This is a genomic window from Salinibacterium sp. UTAS2018, from assembly GCF_004118935.1.
Lineage (GTDB): Bacteria > Actinomycetota > Actinomycetes > Actinomycetales > Microbacteriaceae > Rhodoglobus.
Genome location: NZ_CP035375.1, coordinates 1,750,604 through 1,765,933, shown reverse-complemented (window position 1 = coordinate 1,765,933; position 15,330 = coordinate 1,750,604). Strand labels below are relative to the sequence as shown.

Sequence of the window (15,330 nt, the reverse complement as noted above, 5' to 3'; positions counted from 1 at the left end):
CGGCCTCGAGAGTCCGCTCAGAAATCCGGTGCGCGACAATAACGGGGCCCCTCAGCTAGCCACTTTCAGGCCCGTCGTTCACCATCTGACGTCCGCGACACACAGACCGTCTTCGATCTCGCGGTAGAAGACGAGACTTGGGCTGACGTCGCTAGTCTCGCTCGATCCTTCGAGGTTGATGCTCCAGGAGGCGTCGAGCGACGATCGGTCGAGAGACGTGGCCGCATCGAACTTTTCGGGCTCACCGGCCCGCAACCCGTTCCAGGCTTGCGGGTCGCCAAAGTCCGTTGCAAAGTGTTCGCACGCGAGTGCAGCTTGGTCACCCGAGGATGCAGCGCGGATGAGCTGCCTCGTCGTGTCGATGACACGAGCACCGTCGGCGCCCCAGATGGCGGTGTCGATCCAGCGCCCCGAAAGGACGGCCAAAGCCACGACCGCAATGATCACGCCAGCGATCGGCAGTAGCGTTCGCGTCCTCATGGGGCCACCATAATCGTCACGCGTTGCGGTCGGCTGTCAGTGTGGTCGGGGCGCGCAGTCGCGCGCGAATGTATTTCGCTGCCGACCTGAAGTGGCTGGGGCCTGCTGCTTCGGCCCACCCGGGGTCGGCTTGCTGTGCGCGGATGACGGCGTTGTATTGCTTGAGGTCGTTTCACTTGTAGCCCTTCGCGGGGAAGAACACTTCCTCGCCGGCGCGGCCATCCTCGTGCCAGCCGAGGAACAGGGAGATCCATTCAGCCCAAGTCGGCCAGCGCCGAGATCGCAGCGAGGTGACCGTCGAACGCCATTTTGCCGGTGGGGGTGAGCTGCACGGTTGTCGTCAGCCGACTATCGTCGCGCTGCGGCGAGGGTTGTTTTGAGGTCGTGGCGTAGCCGAGCTCCACCAGGATGCGGATTGTCTTGGAGAGACTCGCTTCGCTCATCCCCAAGATGTTGATGAGGACGCGAAACTCGGCGGAGTCCAGCGGGCGAAGAACCGCGCACAAGCGAAGTCGGGTGGACGCGTGAATTGACTCGTCGAACCGGGGTTCAGCGGCCATGACGGATTTCCTGCGCCATGGTGTGGCTGAGCATCCGGAGCCCGACGATCATGAGGACCGCAGCTAGCGCTGAGTTCACGGCGATCGATCCGGAGAGCTCGGCGAACATGATGCCGACGGATGCGGCGAATAGCGCGACTTCGACCGTCACGAGCGTGATCACGATCGCTAGGCTCCTGCGCCCCACGGGCTTCATGATCGAAACGCCCATCCTCTTGTCGCACTCTTTGTCGAGCGCAGCGGAGGCGCTGATCAACAGGACGCTAATGAGGGTCACGATCCACATGCTGCCCGACAACGGTGCGGCAACGATCACCGCGGTGATCGCGGCGGAGGCGAGGGTGTGCCACCACGGATGCTGGGCTACGCGCTGGGCGAGCGCCTGTCGGTCTTCGGTGATGAGATCTAGCTGCGCTCGTGCGTCATCACGCTCGGTGCTGCCGTCTTCGCTTTCCATGGGGTTGAGTGTATTGCTTTCCATCTCGGAAAGTAAGCAGTAATGAAGATTCATCACCGCGCTGGGTTCTGCACGCGGCAGTGCGTCTAGGAAGCGGTCGCCGGGATTAGACCGCGGCGAGATCGAGCGAGCGCGTGCGACCCGGCAGTGCGAACCAGCGGCCGTCGTGTTGGCCGACGCGAATCGGATGCGCGAAGGCGGTCGTGACGTTCTCGGTGGTCAGTACCTGTTCTGCTGGCCCGGCCTGCGAGATCCGGCCGTCTGCAATCAAGGCGGCATGGGAGGTTGTAGAGGGCAGTTCTTCGAGGTGATGCGTCACCAGAATCGAGGCAAGGCGCGGAAAATTGGCGGTGAGCCCATCGACGGTTTCGAGGAGTTGCTCGCGCGCCGCGACATCCAAACCGGTACTGGGTTCGTCGAGCAGCAGCAGGTCGGGTTCGGCGATCAGGGCACGCGCGATGAGGGCTCGGCCGCGTTCTCCTTGTGACAGGGTTGGCCAGCGGTGGGCTTCTTTGCCCGCCAGGCCCATCTGTTCGATTAGTTCTGTCGCGCGGTTTGCCTGCTGCGCGGAAGGATCCCAGCGCGCGGGAATCTCGAGAGACCCGGTGAGGCCGGTGAGTACGACATCCCGAATCGTGAGGGGTGCGTGAAGCGGATGGCGCGGGTTGACGTGCCCGATGGAGCGACGCAGCGCCTGCAGTTCGACCCGCCCGAGGCGTTGCCCGAGGATGTCCACGGTCCCGGACGTCGGATGCGTTGAAGCGCCAACGAAACCGAGGATGGTGCTCTTGCCGGCGCCGTTGGGCCCGAGGAGCGCCCAGTGTTCGCCCGCGCGCACGGTGAGGTCGACCTCGTGGAGGATGGTGCGCTCGCCGCGGCGGAAGGTGACGCCGCGCAGCTCGACGACGATGGGGTTGCTGGTCACGGGGGTGCTTTCGTTCATGAGGATGCTTTCGCTGATCAGGGTGCTGTTGTTCATGAGAGGGCTCGATGCACGCCGGTGAGGTGCGCCCGGCTGCACTCGGCCGCTGCGGCCGGGTTCCGTTCGGCGATCGCTTCGATGAGAGCGGCGTGCGCGGCTTGGTCTGCCTCGTAGTCGAGGATGGGGCGCAGCTTCAGCATCTCGATCATCGCTACGCGCACTCGCGGCACGAAGCCGTCGAACAGTTCCAGCAGCACTTCATTGTGGGATGCCGCGACAACTTCGCGGTGAAGTGCCATGTCGAGGTCAGCGAAGTCTTCGACGGAGTGGTGCGAGCCCGAGCGGCGGGCGAGCGCTCGGCGCATCGCTCGCAAGTCTGAGGGCGTGCGCCTATGTGCCGCGAGGGCGGCGGCTTCGGCCTCGATGGCAACCCGAGCTTCGAGGACGGAGGCGACGGACACTCGGCGCAGCACGACGTCCCAGTCCTCAGCGATGTCGGTCGACATCACGAAGACGCCGGAGCCCTGACGGCTTTCGAGCACGCCTTTGCCGGCGAGTTCACGGATGGCCTCCCGCAACGTAGAGCGCCCGACCCCGATTTCCGCGGCCAGCGTCGTCTCGCCCGGCAGCTTGTGGCCCAAAGGCCACTCGCCAGCCCGAATGCGCCCGAGAAGCACTTCGGCTGCCTGTGCGGCGAGCCGACCGTGCTGCACTGCTAGTGTCATGCAGGTGCTCCGATCGCTGTGTTTGTATGCCTCGCAACTCTACACCTCAGACAAGTTGCGAACTCGCTGTGCATATCCGAGAAGCGCCACAAGTTGTCTTGAGTTATTCAAAACAACTGATACGGTCGTACCCATGGAAACAGTGACGGATGCGGCGCTCGCCGACACCCTGCGGGAGGCCGGTCTCAAAGTGACCGAGCCCCGCGTTGCTGTGCTGACCGCCCTCACCGAGATCCCGCACTCGGATGCCGACACGATTTTCGGGGCCGTGCTGCCGAGTGTGCCCGGCACCTCCCTCCAAGCCGTCTACGGAGTGCTGGCGGCGTTGACGACGGCGGGCTTGCTGCGCAAGATCGAACCGGCAGGGTCATCCGCGCTCTATGAACGCCGCACTGGCGACAACCATCACCACATCGTGTGCACCGAATGTGGTGCTGTGCGCGACGTGGACTGTGTCGTTGGTCACGCGCCGTGCCTCACGCCATCCGATGCTGGCGGGTTCACCGTGCACACCGCCGAAGTGAACTTCTGGGGCATTTGCCCCGATTGCCAGAACGCTCTCACCCAAAAGAGCGCAGACTGAACAACACAGACAGAGCTGTCTACGCTGTCGCCCCATCTTCAATTCGCCACTAATCACCCCCACATAAAGGAGACATCGTGACAGAACCCACGACAACCCAGGCCGGCGCACCCATTGCGAGCGACGAACATTCGCTCACAACAGGTCCTGATGGCGTAATCGCGCTGCACGATCGTTTTCTGGTCGAGAAGCTCGCCGCGTTCAACCGCGAGCGGGTGCCGGAGCGCAACCCCCACGCCAAGGGTGGTGGAGCATTTGGTGAGTTCGTCGTCACAGAAGACGTCTCTCAGTTCACCAAGGCTGCCGTCTTCCAGAAGGGCGCAACGAGCGAAACCATTCTGCGTTTCTCGTCCGTAGCCGGAGAGCAGGGTTCGCCCGACACTTGGCGCGACGTGCGCGGCTTCGCACTGCGTTTCTACACCACCGAGGGAAACCTCGACATCGTCGGAAACAACACCCCCGTCTTCTTCATTCGTGATGGCATGAAGTTCCCCGACTTCATCCACTCGCAGAAGCGCCTCGGCGACTCTGGCCTTCGCGACGGCGACATGCAGTGGGACTTCTGGACCCTCTCGCCCGAAAGTGCCCACCAAGTCACGTACCTCATGGGTGACCGCGGTCTCAGCAAGTCATGGCGTCACGTCAACGGCTACAGCTCGCACACCTACCAGTGGATCAACGCCGAAGGCGAACGCTTCTGGGTGCAGTACCACTTCAAGTCCCGCCAGGGTGTCGAGCTCATGGAAGCTGCCGAAGCCGAGCGCATCGCCGGCGAAGACGCTGACTACTACCGTCGCGACCTCTTCAACGCCATCGCCGACGGCGACTACCCCACCTGGGACGTTTCGGTGCAGGTCATGCCGTACGAAGAAGCCAAGACCTACCGCTTCAACCCCTTCGACCTCACCAAGACGTGGTCGCACAAGGACTACCCGCTGATTCCGGTTGGCCACTTCACGCTCAACCGCAACCCGGAGAACTTCTTCGCGCAGATCGAGCAGTCAGCGTTCTCGCCGTCGAACATGGTTCCCGGCACCGACATCAGCCCAGACAAGATGCTGATGGCGCGGGTGTTCTCCTACCCGGATGCCCAGCGCAACCGCATCGGAACCAACTACAACCAGCTGCCGGTGAACCAGCCGCACGCCTCCGAAGCGCGCAACTACCAGCACGAAGGTTCCATGAATTACAAGATCGGTGACGCGGCCGCTCGCACGTACGCACCGAACTCGTTCGGTGGACCCGCAGCTCAGCCCGAGCTCGCCGGCGAAGGTGGCTGGGCAACCGACGGCGAACTGCTTCGCGCAGCAGCAACCCTGCACTCCGAGGACGACGACTTCGGCCAGGCTGGAACGCTCTACCGCGACGTCTTCTCGGCAGAGTCGAAGGCTCGCTTCATCGAAACCCTCACCGGGCAGGGCCGTGGCATCACGATCCCCGAGATCCTCGAGCGTTTCTACTGGTACTGGGGCAGTGTGGATGCCGAACTCGGCGCCACGCTCCGCAAGACGGTTCCCGGCAATGGCGACACCGCGAACGAAGAAGCTGACCCCGTCGGAGTCGGCCCCGCTAACTAGCGTGAGCTTACTCAGCAGACTGAGCGGCACTCGCGAAAGTAGCTAGTTCGCAACAGAACTGAAGTACCGGATGCCCGGTCCCGAACGTGGGGCCGGGCATCCGTGCGTTAAGTTGCCGGGCATCCATTCACTCGGGGTAGATCTCGTTGGCGTGCAGGCATCTGCCGGTGCCTAGAGCTGCAGGTGAAGGGCACCCTCGATCACCGCAACAGCGCCTCCGATATACGCGACGATGATGACCGCTGTCCGCGCAACGCTGTGGCTAATGTGCCGGTTGAGCACTTCGCCCAAAATGAAACCACTGACTAACGCGCCAATGATTACCACCCAGCTCACGACATCCAATTGCGGAAGCTCCCCACCCGAAAAGACGATCTTGCTGACTAGGGAAACGCTGCCGATCACGATGAAATAGGGCTGCAGCGTCGCCGCGAATTTCGCTTGCGGCCACCGGGTCAGGACCGCATAAATGCTCAGGGCAGGCCCGCCAACGCCAGCGGCGGTATTCATGAAACCGGATGCCGCGCCCGCCATAATCGCTGCCGGTCGTGCAGCCACGACATGGTTTGCGCGGGTAATGAGCAGAGTCGCGGTGAGGGCGAGCAACACTAGGATGCCGACGCCGAGTTGCAAAACCGGGCCGGGGAGGTGTGCCGCGAGCAGAGACCCCGGAACGATAGTGAGCACTGCGGGAATCACCAGCCACGCAAAGGCGCGCCACTCGATACGCTTCCACACGCGGGGCAGGATCAATAGCGACAAAATGACGGCGCTGAAGTTGACGACGAGCACGCCATCGAAAGGGCCAAGCAAGATAACGACGATCGGTGAACACACCAGCGCAAAGCCCATGCCCGTTATGCGTTGCGACAGCGCGCCGATCAGGATGGAGAGGGCGACGAAAGCAAGCACGTCTCAAGCGTAGAGCGCGGCAGGCTCCCGCTGCGCCACAGCAACGCCAAGCTAATGCCGCGGGTGCGAGCGCGTGCAGTCAATAGTGCTGGCTAGAGCGTCTTGGCGTAGCAGACGCTCAGCGGCTCGCCCACGTAGTCGCCGAAGTTCTCGATGCGGGTGTAGCCCTCGCGCTCGTAGAAGCGCATCGCGTCAGGCTGGGCCGTGCCTGTTTCGAGCGCCAACGTCGTTGCCGACTGTGCGCGCGCCCACTCTTCAAGCCCCTTGAGCACTGCAACCGCAATTCCGGTGCCGCGCTGAGCGGGCGTGACGTACATCCGCTTCACTTCAAAGACCTCTTCGCTGAGCTCACGGAGCCCGCCGCACCCAGCCGGAACGCCATCAACGTAGGCGATCAAGAAGACGACAACCGAGTCAGCGTTCGGCTTGACGCCGGGTTCGCTGTCTTCTGTTCCGTACCGTGCGGTGAGCTCGGCGCGCTGTGCCGCACGCAGCATGACCGAGTCGGCATGCTCGAAGGGAACGCTGCGGAGTTCGAGTTCGTAAGTGTCTTCCACGTCAGAATTCTAGTCTGCGTGTCACACGGAGCTCGCCAAGTGTCGACGACGCTGTTAGCGGTGATTAGTTGCGACTCGGGAAGACTCCTAGGTGGCAGAGTGTCCACGTCATGTTGTTAGGTGTGACCGCGCTCATGTCGGGAATGTTGAAGGTGGTGCGACCATTACCGCCGTAGGTGGTCCCTAGAAGCGAGAAGAGTGCAGTGTTGTTCGCAATTGACAGTTCACGCCCATCGGCCACGATGCCTTCACCGGCGTAGCTTGATGCTGTCAATGAGAGGGTGCCCAGATAGCACTCGTAGGTTCCGCCGTCACCCGCGCGATTAACGCTACTTCCGAAGCTGTCGGAGAGAGCGGAATTACCGGTTGCGCCTGTTGCGCCGGCAGCTCCTGTTGCCCCAGTTGCGCCGGCAGCTCCCGTTTCGCCTGTTGGGCCCGCGTCGCCCTGAGGCCCCTGCGGGCCGGCCGGGCCGTCAGCGCCGTTGGTGCCCGTTGCGCCGGTGGGGCCTGTGGCGCCGGTGAGGCCGATGGGGCCGGTCGCTCCGGTGAGTCCGATGGGACCGGTGGGTCCTGCAGCGCCGTCTGCGCCGCTAGTGCCGTCTGCACCCGCCGCGCCGTCTGCGCCATTAGTGCCGTCTGCACCCGCCGGGCCAGTGGCTCCCGTCGGTCCGCTGAGCGCGGTGCCCCCGTTCGCCCCGGTGAGTCCTGTTGCGCCTGTCGCGCCATTGAGACCGTCGGTGCCATCAACGCCATCTGTGCCGTCGATTCCATCAGCGCCGTTCTGCCCGTCTTCGCCGTCGGCGCCGGCCGCGGCAGCATCGGTCATGAAAACTGCTTCGACGAAACCGGCACCGCACGAGTCGCCGGCGTCAATGAGCTTGATTGCTGAGGCGGTGGTGTCAACGCAAGCCTTCTGCAGTGCATCCGCAGAACTGCCCTGGCTTGTGCAGCCGGCGAGCATCACGGCGGCAATCGCTGCCCCCGCAAGCAATCGAAGCGAACGTGAGGGAGCGCGAAGCGGTGAAGGCAAGAATGATCCAGTCAATTGAGGTGGCGCCAAGATGCGCCAGTGGTTCATGCCAATCTATCGATGCGCGACAAGTGGACTACGAGAGGTCTCGACCCCCATTAGTAGGGGTGCGTTCGCGCGCCACCACGACATTCGCAGAGAGGTTGCCATCGTCGACCCCGCCATCGTGATGATTGTGCTGGTTTCGTGGTCAAACTAACTCCGTTGTGCGTGAGCACAGTGGGAGGGTGCAGACTTTGAACTATGGAGAAAGCGAACGCCTTCAACGACGCGGTGCGCGCTGTTCGCGACGGCGCACGTGATGCAGATGAATCCGCCACCCAGCTCATCACTCTGCTGACTGACAAGGAACTGCTCGGCTTGCTCGACGGCGACTCTCCTCGGCGACTATTGCCCTTCATCCCTGTCCTTCTCGGGCGGCAACCGTTCGTGGCCGGAGCCGTTGCGCGGCTCGGAATTCCGGGCATCCGCTTCAGTGATGGTGCTCGCGGTGTCGTTATCGGAGCGGCTACGGCGTTCCCCGTGACGATGGCGCGGGCGGCGACGTGGGATCCAGAGCTCGAGCAGCGCGTCGGGGTGGCGATCGGTGCCGAGACCCGCGCGCAGGGTGCCAATTATTCGGCGTCGGTGTGCGTGAACTTGCTGCGGCATCCGGCCTGGGGTCGCGCGCAGGAATGCTACGGCGAAGATCCGGTACTCGTCGGGCAGATGGGCTCGGCCCTCACGCGCGGCGTTCGGGTGCACACGATGGCGTGCGTCAAGCATTTCGCGCTCAACTCGATGGAGAACGAACGCTTCGAAGTGGATGTAGCCGTCGACGACCACGCGCTGCACGAGGTGTATTTGCCCCATTTCAAAGCCACGGTGGATGCCGGAGCCGACTCGATCATGAGTGCCTACAACCGGGTGCGCGGTGAATATATGGATGTTAATCGCGCCCTGCTCACCGATGTGCTGCGACACGAGTGGGGTTTCACCGGCTTCGTCACGAGCGACTGGGTGTTCGGCACCCACGATGCGGTCGCGAGCCTCAAAGCCGGGATGGATATCGAAATGCCGCTGCGGATGCTGCGAGCTCGTGCCCTGCCGGCGGCGCTTCGTAGCGGCGAGCTCGACCGCGCGACGGTGCTGCAGTCGGCCCACCGCATCCTGAGTACCAGTATTCTTCATGCCGCCACACGCGAGCAGCAGGAGCCAAGCGCGACCGTCATCGCCTCTCCCGCGCACCGGGCCCTTGCCCTTCAGGCCGCCGCCGAGTCCATCGTGCTGCTCAAGAATGACGCCATCGGTGAGACGCCATTGCTGCCGTTGCCGCGCACCACGCGCCGGCTAGCAGTCGTCGGGCGGCTTGCCGACGGAGACAATCTGGGCGATCACGGCTCATCGCGGGTGCGGCCGCCGTCTACCGTTTCTCCGCTGCAGGGGATACGCGAAGCGTTCCCCGCGGCACACATCACGACCGATTCGGGCAAGAACGAGAGCGCTGCGGCCGCGCTTGCCGCACAGGCTGAGACCGCCATCGTCGTCGTGGGGCTCGATCAGCATGACGAAGGCGAGTCGGTGGTCACCGGGGGAGTCGACGTCGGCATCCTCGGTCGCGCGTTCAATTCAGGGTTATCTCGCCGCATTTTCATCGGACTGGCACACCTTGCCGCACGCTTCGTTCGTGGCGGCGATCGGAGCTCGCTCGAACTGCGGCCATCCGACGCGAGCCTCATCAGAGCCGTTGCTGCGGCCAATCCGCGCACGGTGGTGGTGCTGGTCGGCGGCAGTGCGATCGTGACCGACGCCTGGCGCGATCGTATCCCGGCGCTGGTTCTGGCCTGGTACGGCGGTATGGAAGGCGGGCACGCGCTCGCGAGCATGCTCACGGGAGACACCGAGCCCGGAGGCCGGTTGCCGTTCGTCATCCCGCGCGACGCAGCGCACCTGCCCCCGTTTGATAGCGCGGCTAAAGCGGTCGTGTACGACGACAAGTGGGGTCAGCGCCACCTCGATGCCACCGGCGTCGCTCCCGCCTTCCCGTTCGGATTCGGCTTGGGCTACACCACGATGACTCATGAACTGCTCGACCACACGTTCGCCGACACCGGCGGCACCGCTCGCGTTCTCGTCACCAATACGGGCAACCGCGCCGGCTCCACGGTCGTGCAGCTCTATGCCGCCGACGTGGCGGCCGAGCATCCGGTCGCCCAGCTAGTCGGCTTTCAGAAAGTCACGGTGCCGAGTGGGGCGAGCGCGACCGTGCAAATAACACTCGATGCGGGGCCGACGTTGCAGCGGGATCCGAATACTCGGCAGTGGAGCGCGCGGTCAGGTGAGTGGGCGCTACTCGCGGCTCAGTGCAGCCCCTCCGACTGGGCCGGAGCGGTGCCGTTTCGCCCTACCGCTGACTAGCGGATGCGGGCTGCGACGAGCGCTAGAACTGCTACTGCGCTCGCGGCGACGGCTGTGCGTGCGGAAGCGCGTCGATGCGAACGCGCAGCGAATCATCGTTGCGCAGCACGGCCCGAATCAGGCGGCGGCCCTCCCACCGAAGCGACGCGAGCGTCTGGTCGGGGCGGAGCACTAACTCTCCCTCGGCCGACGCGTACCGCTTCTGCAGGTCTTTCAACTCATCCGCTTTCAGAAGTGCCACCGTGCTGTTATCGGTGGGATCCGTCAGCCGCACCAGAGCAGAATCTCCCCGCAGATCGCTCGCCACCAATCGCTTTTCACTGGCGGCAAGAATGGCTTTTTGAGCGTCACGAGTTACGACGATCGGGCGGCGCGGGCCGTCGAGAAGTCCGGTGAGAACGTCGGCTGCGGCATCCGGGCGGCCGGTCTGTTTCGCCGCCACCTGCATCCGGTGGATCCGCCCCGGTTCTTGCAAGATCTGGTCGATTTTCCACCCGAGGGTGGTGACGTTGTTGCAGCGAACAGCAGCGCCCTGCTCCATCAGGTAGTCACCGTTACGAACTTCTTGACCCGGGATGGGGTTCACCAGCACCATGGGCAATCCCGCCGCCATGCATTCGGACGCCGACAACCCACCAGGTTTGCCCACGAACAGATCGGCGCTTCTCAGTAGCGCCGGCATCTCAGTCGTGAACCCCAGAACCTGAAAACGGTCGTCAGCCCCGACAAGTTTCTCAATGTCCGCGCGAGTCTCGACGTTGTGCCCGCACACAACAGTTGCCGTGAACGCCGAGCGCATATGCAGCGTCTGTCGCACGACAGCGGTGGCGTAATCCCCGCCCGCAGCGCCTGCAGAAATCAGGATGTGCGGGATGTCGTTGGTGACGCGATCGGGTGCAACATCCGACGGTGTACTGATGGGGATGCCGGTAGCAGCCACGCGATCGGCCGGGAAGCCGAGCGCCATCAGCTCGACCTTGCCCTCCTCACGCGCCACGTTGAACGAGTGGAAGGCGCTGGTGAGCCAGAGGCCTTGAGGATCGTAGTCGGTCGTGACTACCGCTGTTTTGGCGTCAATCACCCCGCGCATCAGAAGGGTCGCCATGAGCTGAGCCGGGAGGAAATGGGTACTCACGATGGCGGTCGGCTGAAAGCGTTTGATGGCTCGAATCACGGGGAGAGAGTTAGCTTGCGTCCACGGGTCGATGGGGCCGCGACGCCAAAACGGGGCATCACTAACGTCGTACGCCCACTCGAGCAACCAGGGCAAACCTTTGGCGAGCACGAAATAGCCCTTGCCCAGCACGTCGCGGTACAGCGTGCTGCTGACCTGCAATACGTCGAGCACTTGCACCTCGGCGACATCGGAGCGGGCGTCACACGCTTGGCGCACTGCCGCGGCGGCGCTGTTGTGACCGGATCCGACCCCGGCAGACAAGATCAGAACCCGCTCTCCGCCAGCAGTGGGGGAATGAGTGGGGTGGGTGTCTGGCATGGGGAAATGATAGTCGAGCTCGGTGCGGCCGCGCCCGGAGTGCGTGGCGTAGATCCTCCGGCGAATTTCTTAGAGCCAGCGGTGCTCGGTGGTCGCCACCCGGGCGGCTTCGGCGAAATGGGCGAATCGTTCGCGCTCCACTGCGTCGTACGTTTCTGCCGCCACGGATGCTTCGAGCCGGTCGATCTGCGCCGCCACCGCTTCGGACTGCTCGGTGCGTTGCGCGCGGTAGCCCACTTCTTGCAGCAGTTGGTACAAACGCTCCACCACTCCGGGGTCGCTCGCGCCATAGCGCCGTGGCTGAGTCAGGGCGACGTCGAGCAGGTTGATGAAATTGTGGGGCTTGATGATCACGCGCACGATGTCATCATCATCGGTGAGCCCGCGAGACTGAATCTCTAGGTCCGCGAGCGAGCACAGCGTCGCTGAAATATGCCCGAGCGTGTGCACGGCGGTCGTGGGGTCGTTGACTCCGGGGGAGAGTGCGCGGGCCGTGATGTCGACGAGCTGGCGGATGCCAAAACCGATATCTTGGCTGGCCGTGCGCTCGTAAGCGAGACTGACGGCACCGACCAGCGCACTGTTGATGTAGGCGCGGTCGTCGTCATCCAGATGGCGCAGGGGGTCACGCGGCCACCAGCGCAGCACCGGGGTTCCGCTCACGACATGGTGCCCAACCGTGTGTTCTTCGCGCGCCACGATGTCGTTCTTGATCGCGATGGTCAGTAAGCGCGAGCGGTCGCTCGAACGGATGAACCCCGAACGTTTAGCTAAAGCAAGTTCGATTCGTTCGGCAGGTGGCCACTCGGGCAGTTCCGTTTCACCGGTAGCCATCGTGGATGCCACCAGCTCGATGGTCTTGCTGGTTTCGAGGTAAACCTGCCGCATCGTCGTCTCGATGCGCAGCTGCCGGGCGAGGTGCGCCAGGAACAGCGTGAGCATGACAACGCTCGCCAGGGTCAGCAGCGATGCCAGCGTCACCGCAAGGCGCGGCACGATCGGATCGATGCTGTCGTCGCCATCCTGAACTGTGCGCAACACCGTGAGGGCGTAGGCGAAGGTGCCAACGAAGACCGAGAGGGTCCAGTGCACCGTCTGGTCTTTGAGGAAGGTGCGCAGCACACGCGGCGAGGCTTGGCTGCTGGCCAGTTGCAGCGCAACAACGGTGAGAGAGAAGGTAAGGGAGGTCGCCGTGATCAGCGAACCCGAGATGGCCGAGAGCACAGCGCGCGCGCTTTCCGGGCCACCGGCGAACAGGATGCGTTCGAACGCGGCCGGAAGCGAGTCATCCACGGCGCGGTCGATCAAGGGGATCACGATGCCCAAGATCACCGCGAGAATGATGGACATCGTAGGCAGCGGCCAGAGCTCAGCTGCGATGCCCTCGCGCAGGGTGGCGATCCAGCGGCGCAGGGAATTACGACGCGCACTCTGTGTTGCTAGCTCGCTCATGACATCCCTCTCGAATCGCCCTAGTTAATCACGTCAGGCTTTGTTGTGGTGCCTGCCCCTAGGGTGGAACAACGCGAATGAAAGGAAATCACTCGATTGTTTGAATGGGTATCGTGGCTGGGTCTCGCCGTAGCCGTACTGATTGCGCTTGTCGCGGTCGTCATTGGCATCGGAGTGATCTCGCTCGTTGTGCGGGGAATCTCGCGCGTGCGCCCCGGGGTCTACCAAACCCTCGCTCAAACACGTCAGCGCTTACGAGTGCTGATGGCCTTGCTTGCCGTGTGGGCAGCGATTTCGATCACGCTCCCGGTCGCAGACCTTCGCGACGTCATCGATACGGTTTTCCTCATCGCGGTCATCGCGGCCGGTGGCTGGCTGCTGATCGCGATCATCAACCTGCTGCTCAATCGCACTCTCGCTCGTTACCCGACCGATGTTCCTGACAATCGCGCCGCGCGCCGGGTGCGCACCCAAGTTCTCCTGATCCGCCGCGTTCTCGCCGCCGTCATTGTGATCGTCACGATCGGTGCCATTCTCCTCACTCTCCCCGGTGCCGAAGCCCTCGGCGCGAGTGTTCTCGCCTCCGCCGGTCTTGTTTCCGTCGTTGCCGGTATTGCCGCGCAGTCGGCGCTCGCCAACGTGTTCGCGGGAATGCAGCTCGCCTTCAGCGACGCCATCCGAGTGGATGACGTCGTGATCGCCGACGGCGAGTGGGGCCGTATCGAAGAGATCACCCTCACTTACATCGTCGTGAGCATCTGGGACCAGCGCCGCCTCGTGCTGCCCTCCACCTACTTCACGACCACACCGTTCCAGAACTGGACCCGAAACGCCACTGAGCTCCTCGGCGAAGTGAACTTCGACCTCGACTGGCGCGTCAACATCGACCAGATGCGTGAACGTCTCAGCAAAGTCGTCGAGCGCACTGAGCTGTGGGACGGCCGCACCGCCAACATCCAAGTCGTGGATGCCAAGGGCGGCTTCGTGCGCGTTCGCGTGCTGATCAGCGCTGCCGACTCCGGAGCGCTGTGGGATCTACGCACTCACGTTCGCGAAGAAATGGTCACCTGGTTGCAGGCCAAGAACCCTGCAGCGCTTCCTCGCACGCGCGTGCTCATGGTCGAGAACGAAGCTGCAGTGCGCACCAAATCGTCGGCGGCACCGCAGAACCGCGGCCTCTTCAGCGGTAGCGCCGAAGCGGATGCTCGCCGTCAAGAATTCACCGGCGCCATCCCGGTGCAAGATAATGTTCCCGAGAACATGCCCGCTGAAGGGCCAGACCACGCGCCAGATCGCGCCCCCACAAAGGACTAATACGCATGCCGTCCGTCGACAGTGTTGTCTCCGATCGCATCCTCAGCGCACGCAGTTGGGGCCTTGTTCCTGCAGCGCTATTGAGCGGCTCGGCCGTACTGATGTTCTCGCTCCGACTGCCGCTGCTCGGCTACGTCGTCGTGGCAGTCGCGCTCGCCGGGGCCTGGTTCACGGATAGCCGCAAGTTCACTGAAGGGCTCGCGAAAGACCTGTTGCTGATCGCGGTCGGAATGATCATCGTCTCGACGGTGTCGGTCGAAGCTGACATCAGCTGGGGCAACTTCTTCTTGCTCGGGTTCGTGCTAGCCGCGGCGGTAGCCGTGCCGTATGCCATCTCGCGCTTCGTGTTCAAGGATCGCCTCATCCGCTTTCCGTGGCGGGGCGGCTGGCCGTGGAACCGGGTTCAGTGGGGCTACCTGGTTCTCGTGCTCTTTCTCGGCTGGCTCATTCTGCCGTTCTACTTCATCACGAGTGGGGTCTATCTCAACTGGCCCATCGTCACGACGCCCGATGAGATTGGGCGCCTGTTCGTCGGCGTGAACGCCGTGGGTACGTGGGATGAGCTCTTCTTCATCCTCACCGTATTCGTGCTCTTTCGCCGTCACTTCCCGGTGTGGCAGGCGAACCTGCTACAGATGGTGATCTTCGTGGCGTTCCTGTGGGAACTCGGCTACCAGTCGTGGGGCCCGCTGCTCACGATCCCGTTCGCACTCTTGCAGGGCTGGATCTACTCGACCACGAAGTCCCTCGTCTACGTGCTGAGCGTGCACCTACTGTTTGACGCGGTCGTGTTCCTCGTCATTGTGCACGCGCGCAACCCGGGTGTCATCCCGTTCTTCCTGCTGTAGCGGATGCGCGGCGAGCCCACC

At 63.5% G+C, this 15,330-nt stretch carries 15 protein-coding genes; 5 read left to right on the top strand and 10 right to left on the bottom strand.

Features of this window, described 5'->3' with window-relative positions; all coding sequences use genetic code 11:
- Nucleotides 1-78 precede the first annotated feature (78 nt).
- From ESZ53_RS08485 to ESZ53_RS08460, 5 genes are all read right to left on the bottom strand, one after another.
- Entirely contained in the window at nucleotides 79-480 is a 402-nt protein-coding gene (locus ESZ53_RS08485) for a hypothetical protein (RefSeq protein ID WP_129072429.1), read from the bottom strand.
- Between the two features lie 254 nt (nucleotides 481-734).
- Nucleotides 735-1,040, bottom strand: coding sequence for a transcriptional regulator (locus tag ESZ53_RS08475; RefSeq protein ID WP_129072428.1), 306 nt, complete (start codon nucleotides 1,038-1,040; stop codon nucleotides 735-737).
- Nucleotides 1,030-1,497, bottom strand: coding sequence for a hypothetical protein (locus ESZ53_RS08470; protein WP_129072427.1), 468 nt, complete (start codon nucleotides 1,495-1,497; stop codon nucleotides 1,030-1,032). Before ESZ53_RS08470 ends, ESZ53_RS08475 begins: the two co-directional genes overlap by 11 nt.
- A gap of 106 nt (nucleotides 1,498-1,603) precedes the next feature.
- The gene (locus tag ESZ53_RS08465) at nucleotides 1,604-2,476 is read right to left on the bottom strand and encodes an ABC transporter ATP-binding protein (protein ID WP_210403780.1); all 873 of its coding nucleotides are present in this window, start codon (nucleotides 2,474-2,476) and stop codon (nucleotides 1,604-1,606) included.
- Entirely contained in the window at nucleotides 2,473-3,144 is a 672-nt protein-coding gene (locus ESZ53_RS08460; RefSeq protein ID WP_129072426.1) for a FadR/GntR family transcriptional regulator, read from the bottom strand. Before ESZ53_RS08460 ends, ESZ53_RS08465 begins: the two co-directional genes overlap by 4 nt.
- A 133-nt stretch (nucleotides 3,145-3,277) precedes the next feature.
- On the opposite strand from ESZ53_RS08460, the gene ESZ53_RS08455 reads away from it, so the two are divergent.
- Nucleotides 3,278-3,727 carry a Fur family transcriptional regulator gene (locus ESZ53_RS08455; protein WP_129072425.1) on the top strand — a complete coding sequence of 150 codons (450 nt, stop codon included), beginning with the start codon at nucleotides 3,278-3,280 and terminating at the stop codon, nucleotides 3,725-3,727.
- A gap of 77 nt (nucleotides 3,728-3,804) precedes the next feature.
- Entirely contained in the window at nucleotides 3,805-5,304 is a 1,500-nt protein-coding gene (locus ESZ53_RS08450) for a catalase (RefSeq protein ID WP_129072424.1), read from the top strand.
- A gap of 171 nt (nucleotides 5,305-5,475) precedes the next feature.
- Here ESZ53_RS08450 and ESZ53_RS08445 read toward each other — a convergent pair whose 3' ends face one another.
- The 3 genes from ESZ53_RS08445 to ESZ53_RS14565 all read right to left on the bottom strand — a co-directional run bounded on the left by ESZ53_RS08445 (nucleotide 5,476) and on the right by ESZ53_RS14565 (nucleotide 7,851).
- The gene (locus ESZ53_RS08445) at nucleotides 5,476-6,216 is read right to left on the bottom strand and encodes a sulfite exporter TauE/SafE family protein (RefSeq protein ID WP_129072423.1); all 741 of its coding nucleotides are present in this window, start codon (nucleotides 6,214-6,216) and stop codon (nucleotides 5,476-5,478) included.
- Between the two features lie 92 nt (nucleotides 6,217-6,308).
- A complete protein-coding gene (locus ESZ53_RS08440) occupies nucleotides 6,309-6,773 on the bottom strand; it encodes a GNAT family N-acetyltransferase (protein WP_129072422.1) in 465 nt (154 codons plus the stop codon).
- A gap of 64 nt (nucleotides 6,774-6,837) precedes the next feature.
- Nucleotides 6,838-7,851 carry a tail fiber protein gene (locus ESZ53_RS14565; protein ID WP_129072421.1) on the bottom strand — a complete coding sequence of 338 codons (1,014 nt, stop codon included), beginning with the start codon at nucleotides 7,849-7,851 and terminating at the stop codon, nucleotides 6,838-6,840.
- A 195-nt stretch (nucleotides 7,852-8,046) separates the two neighbouring features.
- Here ESZ53_RS14565 and ESZ53_RS08430 point away from each other — a divergent pair, with 195 nt between their 5' ends.
- Nucleotides 8,047-10,200 (top strand): beta-glucosidase, encoded by a 2,154-nt coding sequence (locus tag ESZ53_RS08430; protein WP_129072420.1) that lies wholly within the window; start codon nucleotides 8,047-8,049, stop codon nucleotides 10,198-10,200.
- 31 nt (nucleotides 10,201-10,231) lie between these two features.
- Here ESZ53_RS08430 and ESZ53_RS08425 read toward each other — a convergent pair whose 3' ends face one another.
- Both ESZ53_RS08425 and ESZ53_RS08420 read right to left on the bottom strand, forming a co-directional pair.
- Nucleotides 10,232-11,695, bottom strand: a complete 1,464-nt coding sequence (locus tag ESZ53_RS08425; RefSeq protein WP_129072419.1) for a glycosyltransferase — start codon at nucleotides 11,693-11,695, stop codon at nucleotides 10,232-10,234.
- Between the two features lie 69 nt (nucleotides 11,696-11,764).
- Nucleotides 11,765-13,147, bottom strand: coding sequence for a DUF2254 domain-containing protein (locus ESZ53_RS08420; protein ID WP_129072418.1), 1,383 nt, complete (start codon nucleotides 13,145-13,147; stop codon nucleotides 11,765-11,767).
- A 96-nt stretch (nucleotides 13,148-13,243) separates the two neighbouring features.
- Here ESZ53_RS08420 and ESZ53_RS08415 point away from each other — a divergent pair, with 96 nt between their 5' ends.
- Together ESZ53_RS08415 and ESZ53_RS08410 are read left to right on the top strand one after the other, a co-directional pair.
- A complete protein-coding gene (locus ESZ53_RS08415) occupies nucleotides 13,244-14,461 on the top strand; it encodes a mechanosensitive ion channel family protein (RefSeq protein WP_129072417.1) in 1,218 nt (405 codons plus the stop codon).
- Between the two features lie 5 nt (nucleotides 14,462-14,466).
- Nucleotides 14,467-15,309: a type II CAAX prenyl endopeptidase Rce1 family protein gene (locus ESZ53_RS08410; protein WP_129072416.1), complete on the top strand. Its 843-nt coding sequence runs from the start codon at nucleotides 14,467-14,469 to the stop codon at nucleotides 15,307-15,309.
- Nucleotides 15,310-15,330: the final 21 nt, after the last annotated feature.